The organism is Yoonia sp. SWMV100 (genome assembly GCF_056108365.1).
Genome location: NZ_JBWBAQ010000004.1, coordinates 422,565 through 440,065, shown reverse-complemented (window position 1 = coordinate 440,065; position 17,501 = coordinate 422,565). Strand labels below are relative to the sequence as shown.

The following is a 17,501-nucleotide window of genomic DNA, read 5'->3' as shown; positions in this document are numbered from 1 at the left end:
CGGATCGATCTGACCCGGAGCAATGCACGATGACAACGCAACCCACCGTTCAAAACTGGCTGTCAATTGCGGCCCTTGGCCTGATCTGGGGCGGCACATTCATGGTGGTATCAATCGCGCTTCAGGGTTACGGGCCGCTGACTGTGGCATGCGCACGCACCACGCTTGGCGCATTGGCGATGCTTGTTCTTATGCGGACGCTACGGCGCCCCCTGCCACGGTTAACACCCCAAATGACGAAATATCTGGTTCTGATCGGGCTGCTGAATACCGCCCTGCCCTTTGCGCTGCTCAGTTGGGGGCAGCAATATGTGCCCTCGGCGTTTGCGGGAATTTCGATGGCGGCCTTACCGCTCTTCGTCCTGCCGCTGGCGCATGTGTTTTCTGATGAGAAAATGCATCTTCGCAAAGTGGTCGGCGTGATCGTGGGTTTCATCGGCGCCAGCGTTCTGATTGGCCCCGGTGTATTCCAGATTGGCACTGGTCTTGCCCCCTTGGGACAGCTCGCGTGCCTTGCCGCTGCATTGTCTTACGCCATCTCAAGCGTGATGACACGGCGATGCCCGCCGATCGATCCGATCACCATGACTGCATTGCTGCTTTGCGTCGGGGCCAGCGCACTGATCCCTACCATGCTGATCGTCGAAGGTATCCCGGCCGTCAGTTCACCTGCGTCAATGATAGCCATCGTCTTTCTGGGATTTGTCCCAACAGCGCTTGCCGCACTGATCCGGGTCCTGATTATCCGCAGCGCGGGTTCGGTATTTATGACCTTGGTGAACTACCAAGTCCCGGTCTGGTCCATCCTATTTGGCGCACTCATCCTGAATGAAACCCTGCCGCTGCGGTTCTTCGCCGCCTTGGTTCTGATCTTGTGCGGCTTGGCCATCAGCCAATACGACACCCTGCGGAAAACACTGTTTGCGGGAAATCTGACCAAGACTTAGCCACAATGTCGACGGAATGGGCCGCCAATAATATTTTGATATTAACGGGGACACGAATATGCGGTTTTGATTTTCAGGCTGAATTGTCATTATTTTTGTATTCTCCTTTGGCACACCTGCCAAGGTTCGGCGCGGCGGATATGCGGCAAGCGAAGAATTGCTATTTGTTGCACCGATGCAGATCGAGAACGATGGCGTAACCATGTCACTGTGTCATCTTGTGAAAACCAACGCCGTTATTATCGTAAACTTCTGGCGCTCGCTTGAAGGTTACGCCCTTGCTGAAAATGGCTTTATGACCGACAGCTATTACGTGCTGACCGATACACAGTTCGAACAGTTTCAGTCCGCGGGGTTGATCAACGCCGATACCCCCCAAACGCCAAAGCTATCCGTTGCGCAAGGTGACGTGGTCAGCGGTCTTTTGTCAGAGGTTGTGGGGCAACCATAGCCGGCATGACGCCCACAGGCGCGGCGTCACACCGCCGCCGCCACCTCGGCGACGATACCGTCGACGACTTGCGCGAGAAGCGCTTCGTTTTCGCATTCGGCCATCACACGGATCAACGGTTCAGTGCCGGATTTGCGGATCAGCAAACGCCCCTTGCCCGCCAATGCGGCCTCGGCGCCGGAAATCGCTGCCTGTACCGCCGCCGCTGACAGCGGGTCCTGCCCGGCAGCATAGCGCACATTTTTTAACATTTGCGGTACGGTGGTGAAAATCTGTGACAGCGCGCTGGCCTTTTGGCCCGTCTCGATCATTGCCGCCAAAAACTGCAATCCGGCAAGAAGACCATCACCCGTGGTCGCGTAATCGGTCATGACAATATGGCCTGACTGCTCACCGCCAAGGTTCCAGCCATGCGCGCGCATCGCCTCGACCACATAACGGTCACCGACTGCCGTGCGCGCAAGGTGCAAACCGCGCCCTTCCAGATACCGCTCTAGTCCGAGATTGGACATAACAGTGGCGACAAGCGTGCCACCATTCAACCGTCCCTGATCCGCCCAACGGCCTGCCAGCAGCGCCATCAGTTGATCTCCGTCGGCGACCTGACCGTTTTCGTCCAAGATCATGACGCGATCGGCGTCACCATCCAGACAGATCCCGATATCGGCGCCCTCGCGGCGGATCGTTTCCGCTGCCAGCGCTGTATTGGTCGACCCGCAACCATCGTTGATATTAACCCCGTTCGGTGAGACCCCCACCGGAATCACGGTCGCGCCCAATTCCCACAGGACCTCTGGCGCGACCTTATAGGCAGCACCGTTGGCACAATCGATCACAACCTTAAGCCCATCCAGACGCATCCCGCTTGGAAAGGTCGCCTTGATCCGTTCGGCATAGCGGAAACGCCCGTCGTCAATCCGTTTTGCCCGGCCAATATTCTTGGCCTGCGCGGGTTCGATCACGCTTTCGATCAGGGCCTCGATCTGCGTTTCGGCGGCATCAGAAAGCTTGAAACCGTCCGGGCCAAAAAATTTGATTCCGTTGTCATAGTGCGGGTTGTGGCTGGCGGAAATCATGATGCCAACGTCCGCCCGCATTGACGTGGTAAGCAGGCCCACCGCTGGCGTGGGCACCGGTCCCAACAACAGGACATTCATGCCCGTGCTGGTCAAACCTGCCGTTAATGCGTTTTCAAACATGTAACCTGACAGGCGGGTATCCTTGCCAATCACGACGCGGTGGCCATTTGATCCGTCGTTGCGGAAATAGCGCCCTGCGGCACAGCCAATTTTCAAGGCCATATCTGCGGTCATCGGATAGGTGTTCGCCCTGCCGCGCACACCATCGGTACCAAAAAATTTACGTGTCATGATCGGTCTGCCCCGTTGATCGCCCATTCCAGGTCAAGCGCCTGTTTGGTTTCAAATGTATCGTGGACACGCAAGATTTGCACCCCCTGCCGTGCCCCATGTAACGCCACGGCCACTGACCCTGCCGTGCGGTCAGTCGCAAGCGCGCCGCCGCCGATTGTCCCGATGAATTTCTTGCGCGACGCCCCCAACAAAACCGGGCATCCCAAACCGTGAAACAGCGCCAGTCCGCGCAACAATGCCAAATTGTGATCCATCGTCTTACCAAAGCCGATGCCCGGATCAACGACGATCTGCGCCCGGGACACGCCAGCGGCAACCGCCAGATCAATCCGCGCAGAAAGATAATCATAGACGTCCAGCAAGACATCATCATAGCGTGGATCTTGCTGCATTGTTTCGGGGTCACCCTTGGCATGCATCAGACAGACCGGTCGTCCGGACTGTGCCGCAACCTGCGCCAACGCCGGATCATAGCTGAATGCCGAGACATCGTTGATCAGGGTCGCGCCAGCCATAATCGCGGCCCGCGCCACCGCCGCCTTGCGCGTATCAATCGAAATCGGCACGTCGCTTTGCGCACGGATCGCGGCAATCACCGGGGCAGTACGTGCGATTTCGTCATCAAGATTAACGGTCAGGGCGCCGGGTCGCGTACTTTCGCCGCCGACATCGATCATATCCGCACCTTGCCCGACCATTGCTATCGCATGATCGACAGCGCGGTCGCAGGCGGTGAACCTGCCGCCATCCGAAAAGCTGTCAGGGGTGACATTGAGAATGCCCATGATGCGCGGGGCATCCATCATCATTCCCGAGATCGGCGCCCGTGGTGCTGTCAATCTTTCCAGCACCTCGGCGGGGACATCGTGCAAAGGCGCGGTACGGGTTTTGGTTCCGCGCTGATGGATCACCACCTGATCAAACCAACAAGTACCACCCGCAAGCCATTGGGAATGCGTGCTTTTCACGCATCCCATTCTGACAATCGGCTGATAGTAAGCATTCATGCTAAGTTTAAACCAAACTGGCTGCGTTGACGTCAGCAACCCGCACCGGCACTTGTGCCGCCGGGGCGTTGGCACCAATAACAAGCAATTCCTGCGCTTTCATCTGCTGGGCAAACCATGCGACCAAATCCACGCTGTCGCGCGGGCTGGCCGACGGACCATCGACAGCATCAAGCACGATCTTCGACGGGGCCCAAACGCAGATTTGTTTGTTTTTCATTGCCCAATCCAGCTCTGTGCGCGTCGCGACAACCATGCATCGTTTGTCGCGCCCCGCCAATACCCATGCATTTTGCTCCATCGCCAGCAAATCAATGCGGCGCTGGGTCAGGGCGTTTTCAGCTTGTGGCGCGGGTAAATCAGCGGGGCCGACACAGATGATCAGCGGGGCATCCAACGCGGACAGTTGATCGATCCAACCCGATAAATGCCCCGACGCCTGCGCCAACGTCGACAGGTAAACCACACGCGGATGCGGCGCTTCGGCGTGGGTTTGTTCGCTACCGCCAGCGCCACCGCGCGCACGAACAATCTCGACGCCTAACGCAAATGGGCCGCGATCCAGCTTTTCAATGCGCACAAAAACGCGCTCGGCTTGCGGCTCTAGCAGGATACGCTCTGCGACGCGCGCGGCAAGTGTCTCCAAGAGGTTGATCCGCTCTGCATGCAGTTCGGTCCCGATGGCTTCGGTCACTTTGTCATAGGACAGGATTCGGTCAACGTCGTCGTCGATCACCCCCAAGGGCGAAACTTCGACAACCACATTGAATCGTACGCGCTGTAATGTGCCGCGTTCTTGCTGAAACGCACCGATTTCGACTTGCACAATATAATCGCGCAAGGAAATGCGGTCACAAGGCGCTTGGCTGCTGGCCTCTGCCCGCTCACTGGGGTGCGCAAAGGCAAGGCGGATTTCGTCGGTCATTGTGCCGTCCCGTCGTTCGGTGTCATCTGGTGCCCAGATATAGGGACAGCAGCAATCACACAACCACTGCCGCGACCCTCGTCACGCCGCAAGCGGCATCAGCGATAGGCAGTGCGGACAGGCTGACGGTAAAAGTAATGCGACCCAATGGTTGCCGTGCGGGGGAAACGGCGCGCCCATGATGGACTGACTTGCTTTGTGTGGTAATGGGTTGCGCCGCCGGTCAAAACGCGCGGTGCGCCATCGATCAAGATTTTCGCGACTTTGCCAACACGTTCCCAAGCACGGGGTTCATTGATCACCTCGGCATGGCCGTCACAGGTGAACGTAAACTGGCAGGCATAGCGGCGGCCGGTTCCCTGGTTAACGACATTACAGACTGTGCTTGGGTAGGCACTGCTGTCGACACGGTTCAGGATCACCTCACCAACGGCAAACAGACCTTCAACAGTTTCGCCGCGTGCTTCAAAGTAAAGCGCCTCGGCAAGGCATTCCCACTCTGCACCACCAAGTGCGGTCGGTTGGGACGCAAGATAACTGCTATCATAAATTTCACCCGAATGGGTTTCGACACCACGTTCATCAGCAGACGGCAGGCTTGTCAAAAGATTGAGGCGGCTATCGGGAACGACGGACAGCGCTTGCCGTTCTTGCCCCAAAATTGCGCCCAAGCGGCTTGCCATCAATTCGTCAGCTGCAACATGAGAGGCCGCAACCGAAAAACACACCGCAGTTACTGCGGCAAATACTGATTTACAAAATGACATTACTTCCCGTCCAGGAGACTACGCGGATTAGCCCCACGTCGGCGAGGGTGTCTTTAGGGGAAAGATCGCCATGCGTCTACCCTGCGTTACGTAGAGTCAAAAACCGGGCAACGGTCCGCGCGAAAATGTAACATTTATGGCGCCGCAGCGCCGAGTGGCAAAAGACATCAATAGTTTTGCACAATTAGCGGCTGAACGTTTTGTCGCTAAGGGCCAATTGTGCCGCAGTAAGCCGTGCAACGGGTACACGAAACGGTGAACACGAAACATAATCGAAATTATGTTTTCGGCAAAATGCGATCGCTGTTCGGCTTCCTCCGTGTTCTCCGCAGATCGAAAGAATCACATCTTTGCGACCCAAGCGCCCCCTTTCGGCGCCCATCGCGATCAGTTCGCCGACGCCTTCGACGTCCAAAGTATGAAACGGATCTTCGGCGTAAACACCCTGCTGAACGTATGCCGACATAAAGCGGCCAGCGTCATCGCGCGACAACCCATAGGTCATCTGGGTCAAATCGTTGGTACCGAATGACAAGAACGACGCATGTTCCGCAATGTCCTGTGCCCGCAGCGCCGCCCGCGGCGTTTCGACCATGACACCCAAACTGAATTCGATCGGCACCTTGCTTTTGGCGCGCACTGCGCTGGCTACCGCATCCAGTCTGGTTTTGACCAACTCGACTTCGCGCATCGCACTGACCAGCGGGATCATAATTTCGACGGAAATATCGATGCCCGCCTTGCCCACGGCGACCATTGCCTCGAAAATCGCGCGCGCTTGCATGTCATAAATCTCGGGGATCGCGATGCCAAGCCGGACACCGCGCATCCCCAACATCGGATTGTATTCTGTCAACGCATTGACCCGCTGGACCACTTCAGGGACTGGCAATGCCAACTGCTCTGCCAAATCGCGCAGGCCTGCTTTGTCAGCGGGCAAAAATTCATGCAAAGGCGGGTCAAACAGGCGGACGCAAACGTTCTTGCCTGCCATGATCGTGAACAACTGTTGGAAATCGTCACGCTGCATCGGCAACAAACGGTCCAGCACGGCGCGGCGATCATCCGACCCTTCTGCGAAAATCATTTCGCGCATCACACCAAGCCGGTCACCTTCAAAGAACATATGTTCCGTCCGGCACAACCCGATGCCTTCTGCCTTGAAATTCCGGGCCGCTTCCGCATCAGCGGGCGTGTCGGCGTTGGCGCGCACGCCAATATCGCGAAACACATCAGCCCATTCGAGCAGGGTCTGAAACCCGTCATCCAGCGCCGCCTCAAGCATGGGCGCCTCGCCGGCCAGTATCTGCCCGGTCGTCCCATCGACGGTAATCATGTCACCAGCCGCAAATTTGCGGCCATCAGGGCCGTAAATAACACGGGCTTTGCGGTCAATCGACAACGCGGACGCCCCCACAACACAAGGCAGACCCAGACCGCGGCCAATCACCGCCGCGTGGCTGGTGACACCGCCACGCATCGTCAGCACGGCTTGGGCGGCGTGCATACCGCGAATATCTTCCGGGGTTGTCTCGCGCCGGACCAGAATACACGGCTCGCCACGCGATGCGCTGGCCTGTGCCTCTTCTGCGGTCAGCACAATCTGCCCTGCGGCAGCACCGGGACTGGCTGCAATTCCGCGCACGATCAGGTCACGCTTTGCGCGCGGGTCCACCTGACGGTGCAGCAATTCCGACAGCGCCGCAGGTTCAACACGCATCACCGCTTCTTCGCGCGCAATGATCCCGTCGTTGGCCAGTGCCACGGCAATCTGAACAGATGCGCGTGACGACCGCTGCACGCGCACAGCATCCAGAATGTGCAGCCCCCCGTTCTGGACCGAAAACTTGATCTGCATTTCTTCGCGCAACTTGCGACGGATCAGCCCCCCCGCCGCAATCAGGCGCGCCAATACGTCAGGGCAGCGATCCTCAAGCGACGGACCACGCGGGTCACAGGTCAGATACATCGCCGCTTCCGTCTCGCGGCGGCCATCACCGCCGATACTTTGGTTCTGGTAACGACCAACCACTTTGGGTGCGCCGCTGAACGTATCCACAAATTCGATAACGCCCGTGCCACATTCGCCCGGACCAAGGCCCAAGGCCATGGCTTGCACAACCAACCCAAGACCCGCATCAATCGGCGCGCCTTTGGCTTGGCGCAGCAAACGCGCCGTGGTGCCATCCCAAGCGCGCGCCATTGACCGCAACACTTCGGCCAACTGCACGGCGGGGTCTTGCGGGAACGCCGCGTCGGTTTCGAATTCATACGTGCTGAGCATGGCCTTCAGACTGGCGGCATCCGGCACATCGGGCATATAAAATTCATCCGGGTCCAACCGCGCCACATGCACAGCATAAGATTGCACAAACCGCAGATACAGCGCGATCGCGGCGCGTTCACCGATTTGATCCGTCAATTGCGCCAGCTGCGCGTCATTCATGCCGACATTCAGAACCGCGCTTGGTCCGCCCCAATCGGGGTCAAGGCTGGACGGCCGCACCGACAACAGCGGCGCCGGGCCAAACGGGGCCAGCAGCGTGGCCATATCCGGCATCTGCCCCGCGGCAATATCGCGCATCGCGCCAAAAGACAGCGCCACGGTGATCGGCACCGGCAAATCCAGCCGGATCAGGCGTTGCAGACATTTTGCCCGACCGCCATGCACCTGTGCGGACATTGGTGCGGTCGGGGTAATCAACGTCAAAGGCGCGATTTCAGTCTGTTGCTGCACTGCGGCATATCTCCATGATGTGCTTGCAGCATAGGCGAGGCACACCCCCGCCGCAAAGGAAACTTATCAGTTTTGTGTCGACCCTTCGATCTTGGTCAGATCTGCGACCGACAAACAGATATTTCTGATACGCGACAAAAGGTTAAGCCGGTTGCGACGTAAAATCTGGCTGTCAGCATTGACCTGCACAGCGTTGAAAAAAGCATCAATCGGCCCGCGAAGTGCCGCCATAGCGGTCATCGCGATGCTGAAATCTTCGGCAGCCATCGCCGGCGCGATCTTTGCATCCGCAGCATCCAGCGCCGCAAATAACGCCTTTTCAGCATCATCTTCGGCAAATTTCACATCAGCACCATAGGAATATTCAACGCCGTCTTTTTCCTCGGCTTGGGTCAGGATGTTATTGGCGCGCTTGAACCCCTGCAACAGGTTTTCCCCGTCATCGGTGGCCAGTGTCGCAGCCAGTGCCTCGGCCCGTTTGACCAGCAGGGTCAGGTCGTCATTGCCCGGCATGGCAATGCAGGCGTCGATGATGTCGTGGCGGATGCCTTTGTCCTTGAGGAAAACTTTCAATCGGTCGTGGAAGAAGGAGAGGAGGTCGACATCAATAGTATCGAACGTACCTTTAGAAAAGACTCGTTCGACACCATGTTTCCTGTGTTCATCAAAAGTCTGAAAATCCTCATTTGCAATCGCATCAAGGATCATCATTTGGAACCTATTGAGAGATGTTCCCCAGCCAAGTTGAGGAAGCAGCTTTACACGCAAACCATTCTCTAACACCAACCGAATAACGCCCAATGCTGCGCGGCGTAGCGCAAATGGGTCTTTCGAACCCGTTGGCTTTTCGTCAATCGCCCAGAATCCGGTCAGCGTGTCGATTTTATCGGCAAGCGCTACAGCAACCGACACTGGCGCGCTTGGTACGTCATCTGACGGCCCCAACGGTTGCCAATGCTCTTGGCAAGCGGCTGGCACACCGTCGTCGTGGCCTGCGGCCTGCGCATAATAGCGCCCCATCAGCCCTTGCAATTCGGGGAATTCGCCGACCATTTCCGATTGCAGATCAGCCTTGCAGATGCGCGCGGCCTCTGCCGCCAGATCGGGTTGCGCACCCACATGCGGGGCGATTTCGCGCGCCAGTGCTTCGATCCGTTTAATCCGGTCGGCCTGCGACCCCAGCTTGTTGTGGAACGTCACGTCAGCCAGCCCTGCCCCCATGCCCTCGAGGCCCACGGAATTGACGGTGCGCAGATCGTTTTCCCAAAAGAATTTTGCATCCGACAGCCGCGCCGCCAACACCTTTTGGTTGCCTGCCAGAATAGTCGCGCCATTGTCGGCGGTTTCCATGTTGGCGACGGTCACAAACCGTTCAATCCGGTTGGTTTTCGGATTGCGGACCGAGAAGAACTTTTGATGCTCTTTCATCGATGTTTGCAGCACCTCGGGCGGCAGGCCAAGGAACGCCGCGCCGATTTGCCCCAGCAGCACAACGGGCCATTCGACCAGCCCTGCAACCTCGGCCAGTAGACCGCGATCGTCAACGACCTCTAGCCCCCATGCAAATGCCTGATTGGTGGCATCGTGCCAGATCAGATCGGCGCGTTCATCGGCGCGCAAAATCACGTTCGCGCGCTTAAGCTTGGCCTCGTAATCATCAAACCCCGTCACACTAAACGCATGCGGCGCAAGGAAACGGTGCCCGCGTGTGGTGTTGCCCGCAACGATGCCGTCAACATCAAGCGGCACAACCTGCGCGCCCGCCTCGTCCGACAGAATACATATAATGGAGTGCAGCGGACGCACCCATTTCAGGGTACCTTCTCCCCAGCGCATCGATTTCGGCCACGGAAAATTGCGGATCGTGGTTTCCAGCACCTCGGCAATGATATCAGCAGCCGAACGGCCCGGCTTTGCGATCACAGCAAAATAGGTCTGACCCTTTTTATCATCGCGGATTTCCAGCGCGTCGCGTGTCACGCCAGCGCCACGCAAGAACCCTTCGATCGCTTGCTCTGGTGCGCCAACCTTTGGGCCCTTGCGCTCTTCGCGGGTGGGTTTGCTTTCGGCGGTCAGCCCGTCGATGGACAGCGTCAAACGACGCGGCGTCGAAAACGCAGCCGCCCCTGCATAGGTCAATCCAGCCGCAACCAAACCGTCCGTGACCAGTTTTTTCAGATCATCTGCGGCGCGCGATTGCATCCGTGCAGGGATTTCTTCGGAAAAAAGTTCAATCAGCAGATCAGGCATCAGTTCTGGCTTTCGGGTACGGGTGGGCAGGTGTCAGGGGCCGGATTGCCATCAAACACAACCTCGCCACAGGCGTTGATTTGGTGCCACGCATAGGCGCGACCATCGGGGTAAACGGCGACAATGCGGTCGATCCCATAGTGAATGTTTTCTGTGCCAAGAAATGCAATCGCAGTGCCGCTTTTCAGGTCCGCACCAATCTGCGCGGCGTCAAAGCAATCGAACCAGCTTGGCGCGACGCGTGGTTCTGCATCATCAACGATAACAAATGTTTCCGTCAGCATGGCCTGACTGAGCACGGTGGTGAAACACGCACGATAGCGGATCGGGCTGCTGTCGGAATCGATGGCATCAAAGCTGTCATAAATGATCGGCTCCGCCTCGCCGGTCGAAACCGACGTCAGTTCAACGCGCACATCCTCTGCGGCGACGGGCATGTAATAGGCATACACCTGAAGATAATATAGCGCGACACCCGCGATCAAAGCTAACACAGCGATCCCCACAATTGCGACACGGTTCCAGTTCATGCGTCGGTTGCTCCGCCGGCTTCGGTTTGGACAAAGGCATCTGCGCAGGCTTTGGCCAGTGCCCGTACCCGCCCGATATAGGCTTGGCGTTCGGTGACCGAAATCACGCCACGTGCGTCAAGCAGGTTAAACAGGTGGCTGGCCTTGATACATTGGTCGTAGGCCGGATGCGCCATGATGATGCGCTTGCCGGTTTTCGGATCGTCGGCGGGTACGTCAAGAATACGCTGGCATTCTGCCTCGGCGTCTTTGAAGTGTTGTAACAAAAGATCGGTGTCGGCGACGTCGAAATTCCAGCGCGCGTATTCTTCTTCGGTCTGTTTGAACACATCGCGGTAGGTCAGCGGGCTGGGCGATTGCGGGTCGTTGAACGGCATGTCCATCACGTGATCGACACCCAGCACATACATCGCCAGTCGCTCCAACCCATAGGTCAATTCACCCGAAACAGGTTTGCAGTCGTGGCCGCCGACCTGTTGGAAATAAGTGAATTGGGAAACCTCCATGCCGTCGCACCAGACTTCCCAGCCCAGGCCCCACGCACCCAGCGTCGGGCTTTCCCAGTCGTCTTCGACAAACCGGATGTCATGCAAGGAGGCGTCAATCCCGATAGCGTTCAGCGACCCAAGATACAGTTCCTGCAAGTCCGGCGGGCTCGGTTTGATCAAAACCTGATACTGATAATAGTGCTGCAACCGGTTGGGGTTTTCGCCATACCGCCCATCGGTCGGGCGACGCGACGGCTGCACATACGCGGCGGCCCAGGCTTTCGACCCCAGTGCGCGCAAGGTGGTCGCGGGGTGAAACGTCCCTGCCCCCACTTCCATGTCATAGGGCTGCAATATAGCGCAGCCTTCGCTGGCCCAATAGTTTTGAAGCCGCAGGATAATTTCCTGAAAACTGCGCGGTTTATCTGCCATGGTCGCCCTCGTCTAAGATTAAGCGTTCAATAGGGTGCTGCGGCGAAAGGGTCAATTGGGCAACGGCTGGCGACATAATGTTCGTCGTGGCGGAAAATTGTTTCGTAGGTCTTGCGTCTCTTCTCATACCCCGCCAGTCATGGGCTTGATCAAAAACGTGAAACCCGGGGGGGCTATGTTCAAAATCTTTGCGTCAATCGTGCTTTTGGGGCTTTCAACGTTGTCTGCAACTGCACAGGAAAATTTCTGGGTCCAGATTGAAGCCCGCCAAACACTGACAAGCGCACAAGAGCGTGCGCGCGCCTATGCGGCGACGACCGACAGTGTGAACGGGTTTTATTTAGGGGATGGGTTCTACGGTATATTTCTCGGGCCTTTTTCGCAGCAAAACGCGCAAACCACGCTGGAAAACCTGCTGGAGATCGGCGTCATCCCCAGCGATAGTTTCGTAAAAAACGGTCAGTTTTTCCAGCAGCAGTTTTGGCCAATTGGTGGTCGTGCGACCCCGCCTGACACCGCAACACCCACATTGCCCGCAACCCCCGATCAGCCGGTATCCACATCAATGGAAGTGGATGAAACAGTTGACCAAGCGCTGGCATCAGAGCGTCTTTTGACGCGCCCGCAAAAAGAAGACATCCAAAAAGCGCTGGCATGGGCAGGCCACTATACGGCGGCCATCGACGGGTCATTCGGCCGTGGAACGCGTGCCGCGATGGAGGCATGGCAGCAAGCGAATGGCGTTGACCCCACAGGTATTTTGACGACGTGGCAACGTGAAACGTTGTTTGAACAGTATAACAGCATACTTGAATCTGCACAGATGCGGCTTGTGCGGGACGCGGCCTCTGGCATCCAAATGCAGGTGCCCACGGGGTTGGTCGCCTTTACTGATTACAAACCCCCATTCGTCCGGTTTGACGCCAGCGCGGATTTGCCACAAGCGCAGGTATTGTTCATTTCGCAAACCGGGGATGCCGGGCGATTGGTTGGCCTTTATGAAATCATGCAAGTTCTTGATATCGTGCCAACCGATGGTCCGCGGACGCTGACCGCGACAGGGTTTGAAATCGAAGGCATCGATGACCGCTTGCACTCCTACACGATGGCGACCTTGGAAGACGGCGCAATCAAAGGGTTCACCTTGGTTTGGCCAATCAATGATGACGCCCGGCGGGTCCGGGTGATTGAAACCATGAAAGCCAGCTTTACGCGGCTCGACGGTGTTTTGGACCCGCTGATCGTTCCCGCAGGCGACGACCAGTCAATCGATATGGTATCAGGGCTTGCCGTCCGTCAGCCTGACCGTGCGCGTTCCGGGTTTTATGTATCAGATGATGGCACTGTCGTCACAACAACCGAGGCTGTCGGGGACTGCCAGCGCGTCACCTATGACGGCCAATATGATGCAGAAGTTGTCGCGCAGGATGACGCGCTTGGCATTGCCATCTTGCGCCCCGTCGCGCCAATGTCACCCATCGATACGGCATCATTCCAGCCCATGACGCCGCGCCTTCAAGACCAGATTGTCGTGGGTGGCTACCCTTACAATGGCGTTCTTGGCGCCCCGACACTGACGTTTGGCCAAGTCCTGGATATTCGCAGCCTGACCGGCGATGACCGCCTGATCCGCCTGTCGATCCTGCCCCAGCCCAGCGATGCAGGTGGGCCGGTGTTTGATAAAACTGGCGCCGTATTGGGAATGCTTTTGCCACGCATCGACGGCACCACGCAGGTCCTGCCGCCAGAGGTCAACTTTGCGATCGACGCGGCGCAAATTACGGCGCTTATGGAAAACAACGGTATCGCGCAGAAGCCCACGAGCCAAAGCATTGTCGATATTTCTCCTGTTGCGTTAACCCGACACGCAACCGACATCACAGTATTGGTAAGCTGTTGGTAGTAAACCGTCTGGTGCGCGGACATCGACCGCGCACCGGATTATGACCGCCAGAACTTGACCGAAATGATGGTCAAAACCACCATAATTTCCAAGCGCCCGATAAACATAGCCGCCGACAGGATCCATTTCGCGGTATCGTTAATTCCGACAAAATTACCTGCAGGGCCAATCTCGTTGCCCAGTCCCGGCCCGATATTGGCGATGGCAGTCGCCGCGCCCGAAACAGACGTGATGAAATCAAGCCCTGTCAATCCGAGCAATACGGACGTCACCCCCAAAAGCAAGATGAAGGCCACAAAGAACGCCATGACCGAACTCAGGACGTCTTCGCCGATCGGGCGTCCTTCAAAGCGCGGTGTGAAAATACCGTGCGGAGAGTGGATCTGCCGGATCTGCGCTTTGATCGAGGCAAACAGAATCTGGTAACGGAACACCTTGACCGAACATGCCGTCGATCCCGCACAGCCGCCGATAAGTCCCACAAAAAAGAAAATGACCACCGGGAACGTGCCCCATGTCATATAATCGGCGCTTGAAAACCCGGTGCCCGACATGACCGACACCACATTGAAAAGCGCCTCACGAAAGGCTGGTTCGCTAAACTCGCCTTCGCGGCCCCAGACCCAAGACGTCACCAGCATCACGCATACGGCGATGATCGCAAAAAAAGTGCGGATCTGGCTGTCGCGCCAAATTGGCTTGGCCGATCCAGCAAGCAATTGCACAAAGCGCACGAAAGGCAGCGCCGCGAGAACCATAAAAACCGTACCGACATAGTGCGCACCCGCGCTAAAGTTGCCAAACGAACTGTCATAATTCGCCATGCCACCTGTTGATACTGTCGTCATCGCATGCACCAGTGCATCAAATGGCCCCATGCCGGTCGCCATATAGGCAAGCCCGCACGCAACAGTCAGCCCCAGATAGATCACGGAAATGCTGCTTGCAATTTCGCCGGCGCGGGGCAGAATTTTACCCATCGTTTCAAAGGCTTCAGATCTGAAAATCTGCATGCCGCCAACCCGAAGCTCGGGCAGGAAAACCATACCGACCACAATAATTCCGACGCCCCCCAACCACTGTAGCGTGGCGCGCCACAGCTTAAGACCGTTGGGAAAATCGTCGATTCCCGCAAACGTGGTCGACCCCGTTGTTGTCAGCCCCGACATTGCCTCGAAAAATGCATTGGTGAAACTTGCATGTGTCGCGCCCAAAATAAACGGGATGGCGCCAAATAGCGGCAGCAAAAGCCAAACCAACGCTGTCAGCAAAAACGTCTGGCGCAGCGACAATCCTGCACTGACACCATTTGAACAGGCAAGCGCGACAAGGCCCCCGGTGAGCGTTGTGATAATCGCGCTTTCTAGAAATGCACTCCAGTGCGGGTCACCCGCCAGCAAATCCGCCAGCAATGGCGCGAACATCGTGAGGCCCAATGCAGCAACCAACAGGCCTAAAACATATCCCACAGGGCGTAAATCAAGCATATCTTACCATTATATTCCCTGCGCACGATGGCGAAGCCCTTTCAGACGCTGCGCTACACCAGCCACGTTTTATAGTCACTGACCAAAAGATGGGTCGGGGCCACATCCTCGTCAATTTGCGCAAAGCGACCAATGGGGTCGCGGAAAATATTGTCAGTTTCGTCGTCGTTCACAGTCGAGACTTCGCCGATCAAAACATCGCCGCCCTCGCCCCAGAACGCATGCCAATCACCGGGCATCAATGTGACGCTTTCGCCGGGCGCAAACGACAGTTTTTCGCCGGGGGTAAAATCACGCCTGATACCGTCACAAAACACGGTCCCGCCCGCGGTTTCATCAAAGTTGCCGTTGGCGTCCGATCCATACAGTTCGACCACCAACGTGGCACCGCCACGGTTGATAATATCTTCGGCCTTTATCACATGGGTGTGCATGGGCGATAACTGGTCTTGCTTTGAAATCAGCAGCTTTTCCGCGTAGCACATGCCGCCACCGCGTTGCAGATCGGCCAGCCGACCATTGCGCAAAGTAAACAGAAACAATCCCATCGCATCATAGCGCCCAGCGCCATAATCGGTGATGTCCCAGCCACAACGCGCGTCAATCACCGCTTGGGCATCTTTGGCACGCGATGAGAACTCCTTTGGTGTCCAAGAGGCCCAAGGTGGCAGCGTAAAGCCATGAGAGCGGATCATCTCATCCGCCTCTGCCATAATTTCGTTGATACGGGACCGTTTCATTCTCACCTCCTGAAACGTTTTCGGAAGTGATGCCTAAAAACGGGTCGCGGCGCAAGCAAGGCTTATGCAGACTTGCGAAGTCCGCCGCGGGCCGCCCAAGCACGGCAAGCAACACCAAAGGCATTAAACAACGGGCGTGACACCGGATCACCGGCCGCATTCCATTCAGGATGCCATTGCACCGACATCGTGAAACCTGGCGCATCTTTGATGTATATGGCCTCTGGCGTGCCATCAGGGGCGTATCCATCAATCACAACACGCGGCCCCGCGTCTTTGATCCCCTGCCCGTGCAATGTGTTGGTCATCACCTCGCGGGTGCCCATCAGCGCATGGAATGGACCATCTTGCGAAAAAGTCACAAGATGCCGGAGTTCAAATTTTTCCGCCAACGTCCCGTTCGGTGGCATGCGGTGATTGTCGCGCCCCGGCAAATCGCGAATTTCTGGGTACAACGTGCCGCCCATCGCGACATTCACCTCTTGGAAGCCACGGCAGATCCCTAAAATCGGTTGGCCACGCATCACGCAGGCACGGATCAACGGCAATGCTGTTCGGTCACGGTCACGGTCAAACGCGCCATGTGCGGCGGTTTCGGTTTCACCGTATTCCTCGGGGTGCACGTTTGGGCGGCCACCTGTAAACAAAAACCCATCGCAGCGGTCCATCAGTTCATCAAGGCACAGCAGTCCCGGGCCAGTTGGAACAATCAGCGGGAGGCACTCTGACACTTCTGCAATGGCGCGGACGTTCATTTCACCGACCGCAAATGCAGGATATTCGTCGTTTAAAAGGTGGCTGTTTCCAATAATACCAATAACCGGGCGCACGTGCGTTCATCCTTCTTGTTGGGTCTTAAATACTGCGTCCCCGCGACAAGTTAAAGTCAACATCACCGCACACCCTTCGTCGCCCATTAGCACATATCTTATTTGCAGGCATTTGCTTAATTTATGGACAACCAAGATGCAAAAAGGCGCGCCAATGGCACGCCTTTTGATACAAACGTATGAAAACTTAGGCTTCTCCGGTTAGCCCGGCCGCCTCGATTCCGGCAAGCGCCGCGATCACATCATTGTCTGATGTGTCGCCGGTCACGCCAACGGCACCGATCACAACACCTTTTTTGTCGCGCACCAACACGCCACCCGGCACAGGGATCACCTGCCCACCGTAAACACCATTTACCGCCGCCATAAAATAGGGCTGCTGTTCAGCGCGCGTCATTTGCGCCGTCCCAGCCATGCCCAGCATGACCGCACCATAAGCCTTGCCATGGGCGATTGCGAACCGACCGGGTGCGGCGCCATCTTCACGCTCGAACGCTTTGACATGCCCACCGGCGTCTAGCACCACAACGGACAAGGGCTTGAACCCCATCTCGTTGCCCTTGGTTAGGGCCTTGCGAATAATCGTGCGGGCTTTGCTCATTGAAATTTCTGACATTCTTTTCTCCTCTCAGGG

At 57.0% G+C, this 17,501-nt stretch carries 15 protein-coding genes; 3 read left to right on the top strand and 12 right to left on the bottom strand.

Going from position 1 to position 17,501, the window contains the following annotated elements; genetic code table 11:
• Nucleotides 1–29: 29 nt before the first annotated feature.
• On the top strand, nucleotides 30–947 hold the full coding sequence (locus tag ACXJGX_RS11270) for a DMT family transporter (RefSeq protein ID WP_474781645.1): 918 nt from the start codon (nucleotides 30–32) through the stop codon (nucleotides 945–947).
• 175 nt (nucleotides 948–1,122) lie between these two features.
• Entirely contained in the window at nucleotides 1,123–1,398 is a 276-nt protein-coding gene (locus ACXJGX_RS11265; protein WP_474781643.1) for a hypothetical protein, read from the top strand.
• Between the two features lie 26 nt (nucleotides 1,399–1,424).
• On the opposite strand, the gene glmM is transcribed toward ACXJGX_RS11265, so the two are convergent.
• From glmM to ACXJGX_RS11225, 8 genes are all read right to left on the bottom strand, one after another.
• Entirely contained in the window at nucleotides 1,425–2,768 is a 1,344-nt protein-coding gene (glmM, locus tag ACXJGX_RS11260) for a phosphoglucosamine mutase (RefSeq protein WP_474781641.1), read from the bottom strand.
• Complete coding sequence (gene folP, locus ACXJGX_RS11255) at nucleotides 2,765–3,778, bottom strand: dihydropteroate synthase (protein ID WP_474781639.1); 1,014 nt, start codon at nucleotides 3,776–3,778, stop codon at nucleotides 2,765–2,767. Before folP ends, glmM begins: the two co-directional genes overlap by 4 nt.
• A 7-nt stretch (nucleotides 3,779–3,785) precedes the next feature.
• Complete coding sequence (locus tag ACXJGX_RS11250) at nucleotides 3,786–4,703, bottom strand: dihydroneopterin aldolase (protein ID WP_474781637.1); 918 nt, start codon at nucleotides 4,701–4,703, stop codon at nucleotides 3,786–3,788.
• A gap of 98 nt (nucleotides 4,704–4,801) precedes the next feature.
• Nucleotides 4,802–5,470, bottom strand: a complete 669-nt coding sequence (locus tag ACXJGX_RS11245) for a cell wall hydrolase (RefSeq protein WP_474781636.1) — start codon at nucleotides 5,468–5,470, stop codon at nucleotides 4,802–4,804.
• Nucleotides 5,471–5,654: 184 nt separating this feature from the next.
• Nucleotides 5,655–8,207 (bottom strand): putative PEP-binding protein, encoded by a 2,553-nt coding sequence (locus tag ACXJGX_RS11240; protein ID WP_474781634.1) that lies wholly within the window; start codon nucleotides 8,205–8,207, stop codon nucleotides 5,655–5,657.
• 66 nt (nucleotides 8,208–8,273) lie between these two features.
• Nucleotides 8,274–10,457, bottom strand: a complete 2,184-nt coding sequence (gene glyS, locus ACXJGX_RS11235; protein WP_474781632.1) for a glycine--tRNA ligase subunit beta — start codon at nucleotides 10,455–10,457, stop codon at nucleotides 8,274–8,276.
• Nucleotides 10,457–10,987 (bottom strand): DUF6446 family protein, encoded by a 531-nt coding sequence (locus tag ACXJGX_RS11230; RefSeq protein ID WP_474781630.1) that lies wholly within the window; start codon nucleotides 10,985–10,987, stop codon nucleotides 10,457–10,459. Before ACXJGX_RS11230 ends, glyS begins: the two co-directional genes overlap by 1 nt.
• Nucleotides 10,984–11,907, bottom strand: coding sequence for a glycine--tRNA ligase subunit alpha (locus ACXJGX_RS11225; protein ID WP_474781628.1), 924 nt, complete (start codon nucleotides 11,905–11,907; stop codon nucleotides 10,984–10,986). Before ACXJGX_RS11225 ends, ACXJGX_RS11230 begins: the two co-directional genes overlap by 4 nt.
• A gap of 175 nt (nucleotides 11,908–12,082) precedes the next feature.
• On the opposite strand from ACXJGX_RS11225, the gene ACXJGX_RS11220 reads away from it, so the two are divergent.
• On the top strand, nucleotides 12,083–13,810 hold the full coding sequence (locus ACXJGX_RS11220) for a trypsin-like peptidase domain-containing protein (protein ID WP_474781626.1): 1,728 nt from the start codon (nucleotides 12,083–12,085) through the stop codon (nucleotides 13,808–13,810).
• Nucleotides 13,811–13,848: 38 nt separating this feature from the next.
• Here ACXJGX_RS11220 and ACXJGX_RS11215 read toward each other — a convergent pair whose 3' ends face one another.
• The 4 genes from ACXJGX_RS11215 to ACXJGX_RS11200 form a co-directional block, all read right to left on the bottom strand.
• Nucleotides 13,849–15,297, bottom strand: coding sequence for a TrkH family potassium uptake protein (locus tag ACXJGX_RS11215; protein WP_474781624.1), 1,449 nt, complete (start codon nucleotides 15,295–15,297; stop codon nucleotides 13,849–13,851).
• Between the two features lie 53 nt (nucleotides 15,298–15,350).
• Entirely contained in the window at nucleotides 15,351–16,037 is a 687-nt protein-coding gene (locus ACXJGX_RS11210; RefSeq protein ID WP_474781622.1) for a D-lyxose/D-mannose family sugar isomerase, read from the bottom strand.
• A gap of 62 nt (nucleotides 16,038–16,099) precedes the next feature.
• Nucleotides 16,100–16,867, bottom strand: a complete 768-nt coding sequence (locus tag ACXJGX_RS11205) for a gamma-glutamyl-gamma-aminobutyrate hydrolase family protein (protein WP_474781620.1) — start codon at nucleotides 16,865–16,867, stop codon at nucleotides 16,100–16,102.
• Between the two features lie 187 nt (nucleotides 16,868–17,054).
• Nucleotides 17,055–17,483 carry a GlcG/HbpS family heme-binding protein gene (locus ACXJGX_RS11200; protein WP_474781618.1) on the bottom strand — a complete coding sequence of 143 codons (429 nt, stop codon included), beginning with the start codon at nucleotides 17,481–17,483 and terminating at the stop codon, nucleotides 17,055–17,057.
• Between the last annotated feature and the right edge of the window lie 18 nt (nucleotides 17,484–17,501).

What these genes read in the sequence shown, in the direction of transcription:
- ACXJGX_RS11245 (WP_474781636.1), bottom strand. Translation starts at nt 5,470, where the DNA reads ATGTCATTTTGTAAATCAGTATTTGCCGCAGTAACTGCGGTGTGTTTT.
- ACXJGX_RS11210 (WP_474781622.1), bottom strand. Translation starts at nt 16,037, where the DNA reads ATGAAACGGTCCCGTATCAACGAAATTATGGCAGAGGCGGATGAGATG.
- folP (WP_474781639.1), bottom strand. Translation starts at nt 3,778, where the DNA reads ATGAATGCTTACTATCAGCCGATTGTCAGAATGGGATGCGTGAAAAGC.
- ACXJGX_RS11230 (WP_474781630.1), bottom strand. Translation starts at nt 10,987, where the DNA reads ATGAACTGGAACCGTGTCGCAATTGTGGGGATCGCTGTGTTAGCTTTG.
- glyS (WP_474781632.1), bottom strand. Translation starts at nt 10,457, where the DNA reads ATGCCTGATCTGCTGATTGAACTTTTTTCCGAAGAAATCCCTGCACGG.
- ACXJGX_RS11200 (WP_474781618.1), bottom strand. Translation starts at nt 17,483, where the DNA reads ATGTCAGAAATTTCAATGAGCAAAGCCCGCACGATTATTCGCAAGGCC.
- ACXJGX_RS11265 (WP_474781643.1), top strand. Translation starts at nt 1,123, where the DNA reads ATGCAGATCGAGAACGATGGCGTAACCATGTCACTGTGTCATCTTGTG.
- ACXJGX_RS11225 (WP_474781628.1), bottom strand. Translation starts at nt 11,907, where the DNA reads ATGGCAGATAAACCGCGCAGTTTTCAGGAAATTATCCTGCGGCTTCAA.
- ACXJGX_RS11220 (WP_474781626.1), top strand. Translation starts at nt 12,083, where the DNA reads ATGTTCAAAATCTTTGCGTCAATCGTGCTTTTGGGGCTTTCAACGTTG.
- ACXJGX_RS11250 (WP_474781637.1), bottom strand. Translation starts at nt 4,703, where the DNA reads ATGACCGACGAAATCCGCCTTGCCTTTGCGCACCCCAGTGAGCGGGCA.
- ACXJGX_RS11270 (WP_474781645.1), top strand. Translation starts at nt 30, where the DNA reads ATGACAACGCAACCCACCGTTCAAAACTGGCTGTCAATTGCGGCCCTT.
- glmM (WP_474781641.1), bottom strand. Translation starts at nt 2,768, where the DNA reads ATGACACGTAAATTTTTTGGTACCGATGGTGTGCGCGGCAGGGCGAAC.
- ACXJGX_RS11215 (WP_474781624.1), bottom strand. Translation starts at nt 15,297, where the DNA reads ATGCTTGATTTACGCCCTGTGGGATATGTTTTAGGCCTGTTGGTTGCT.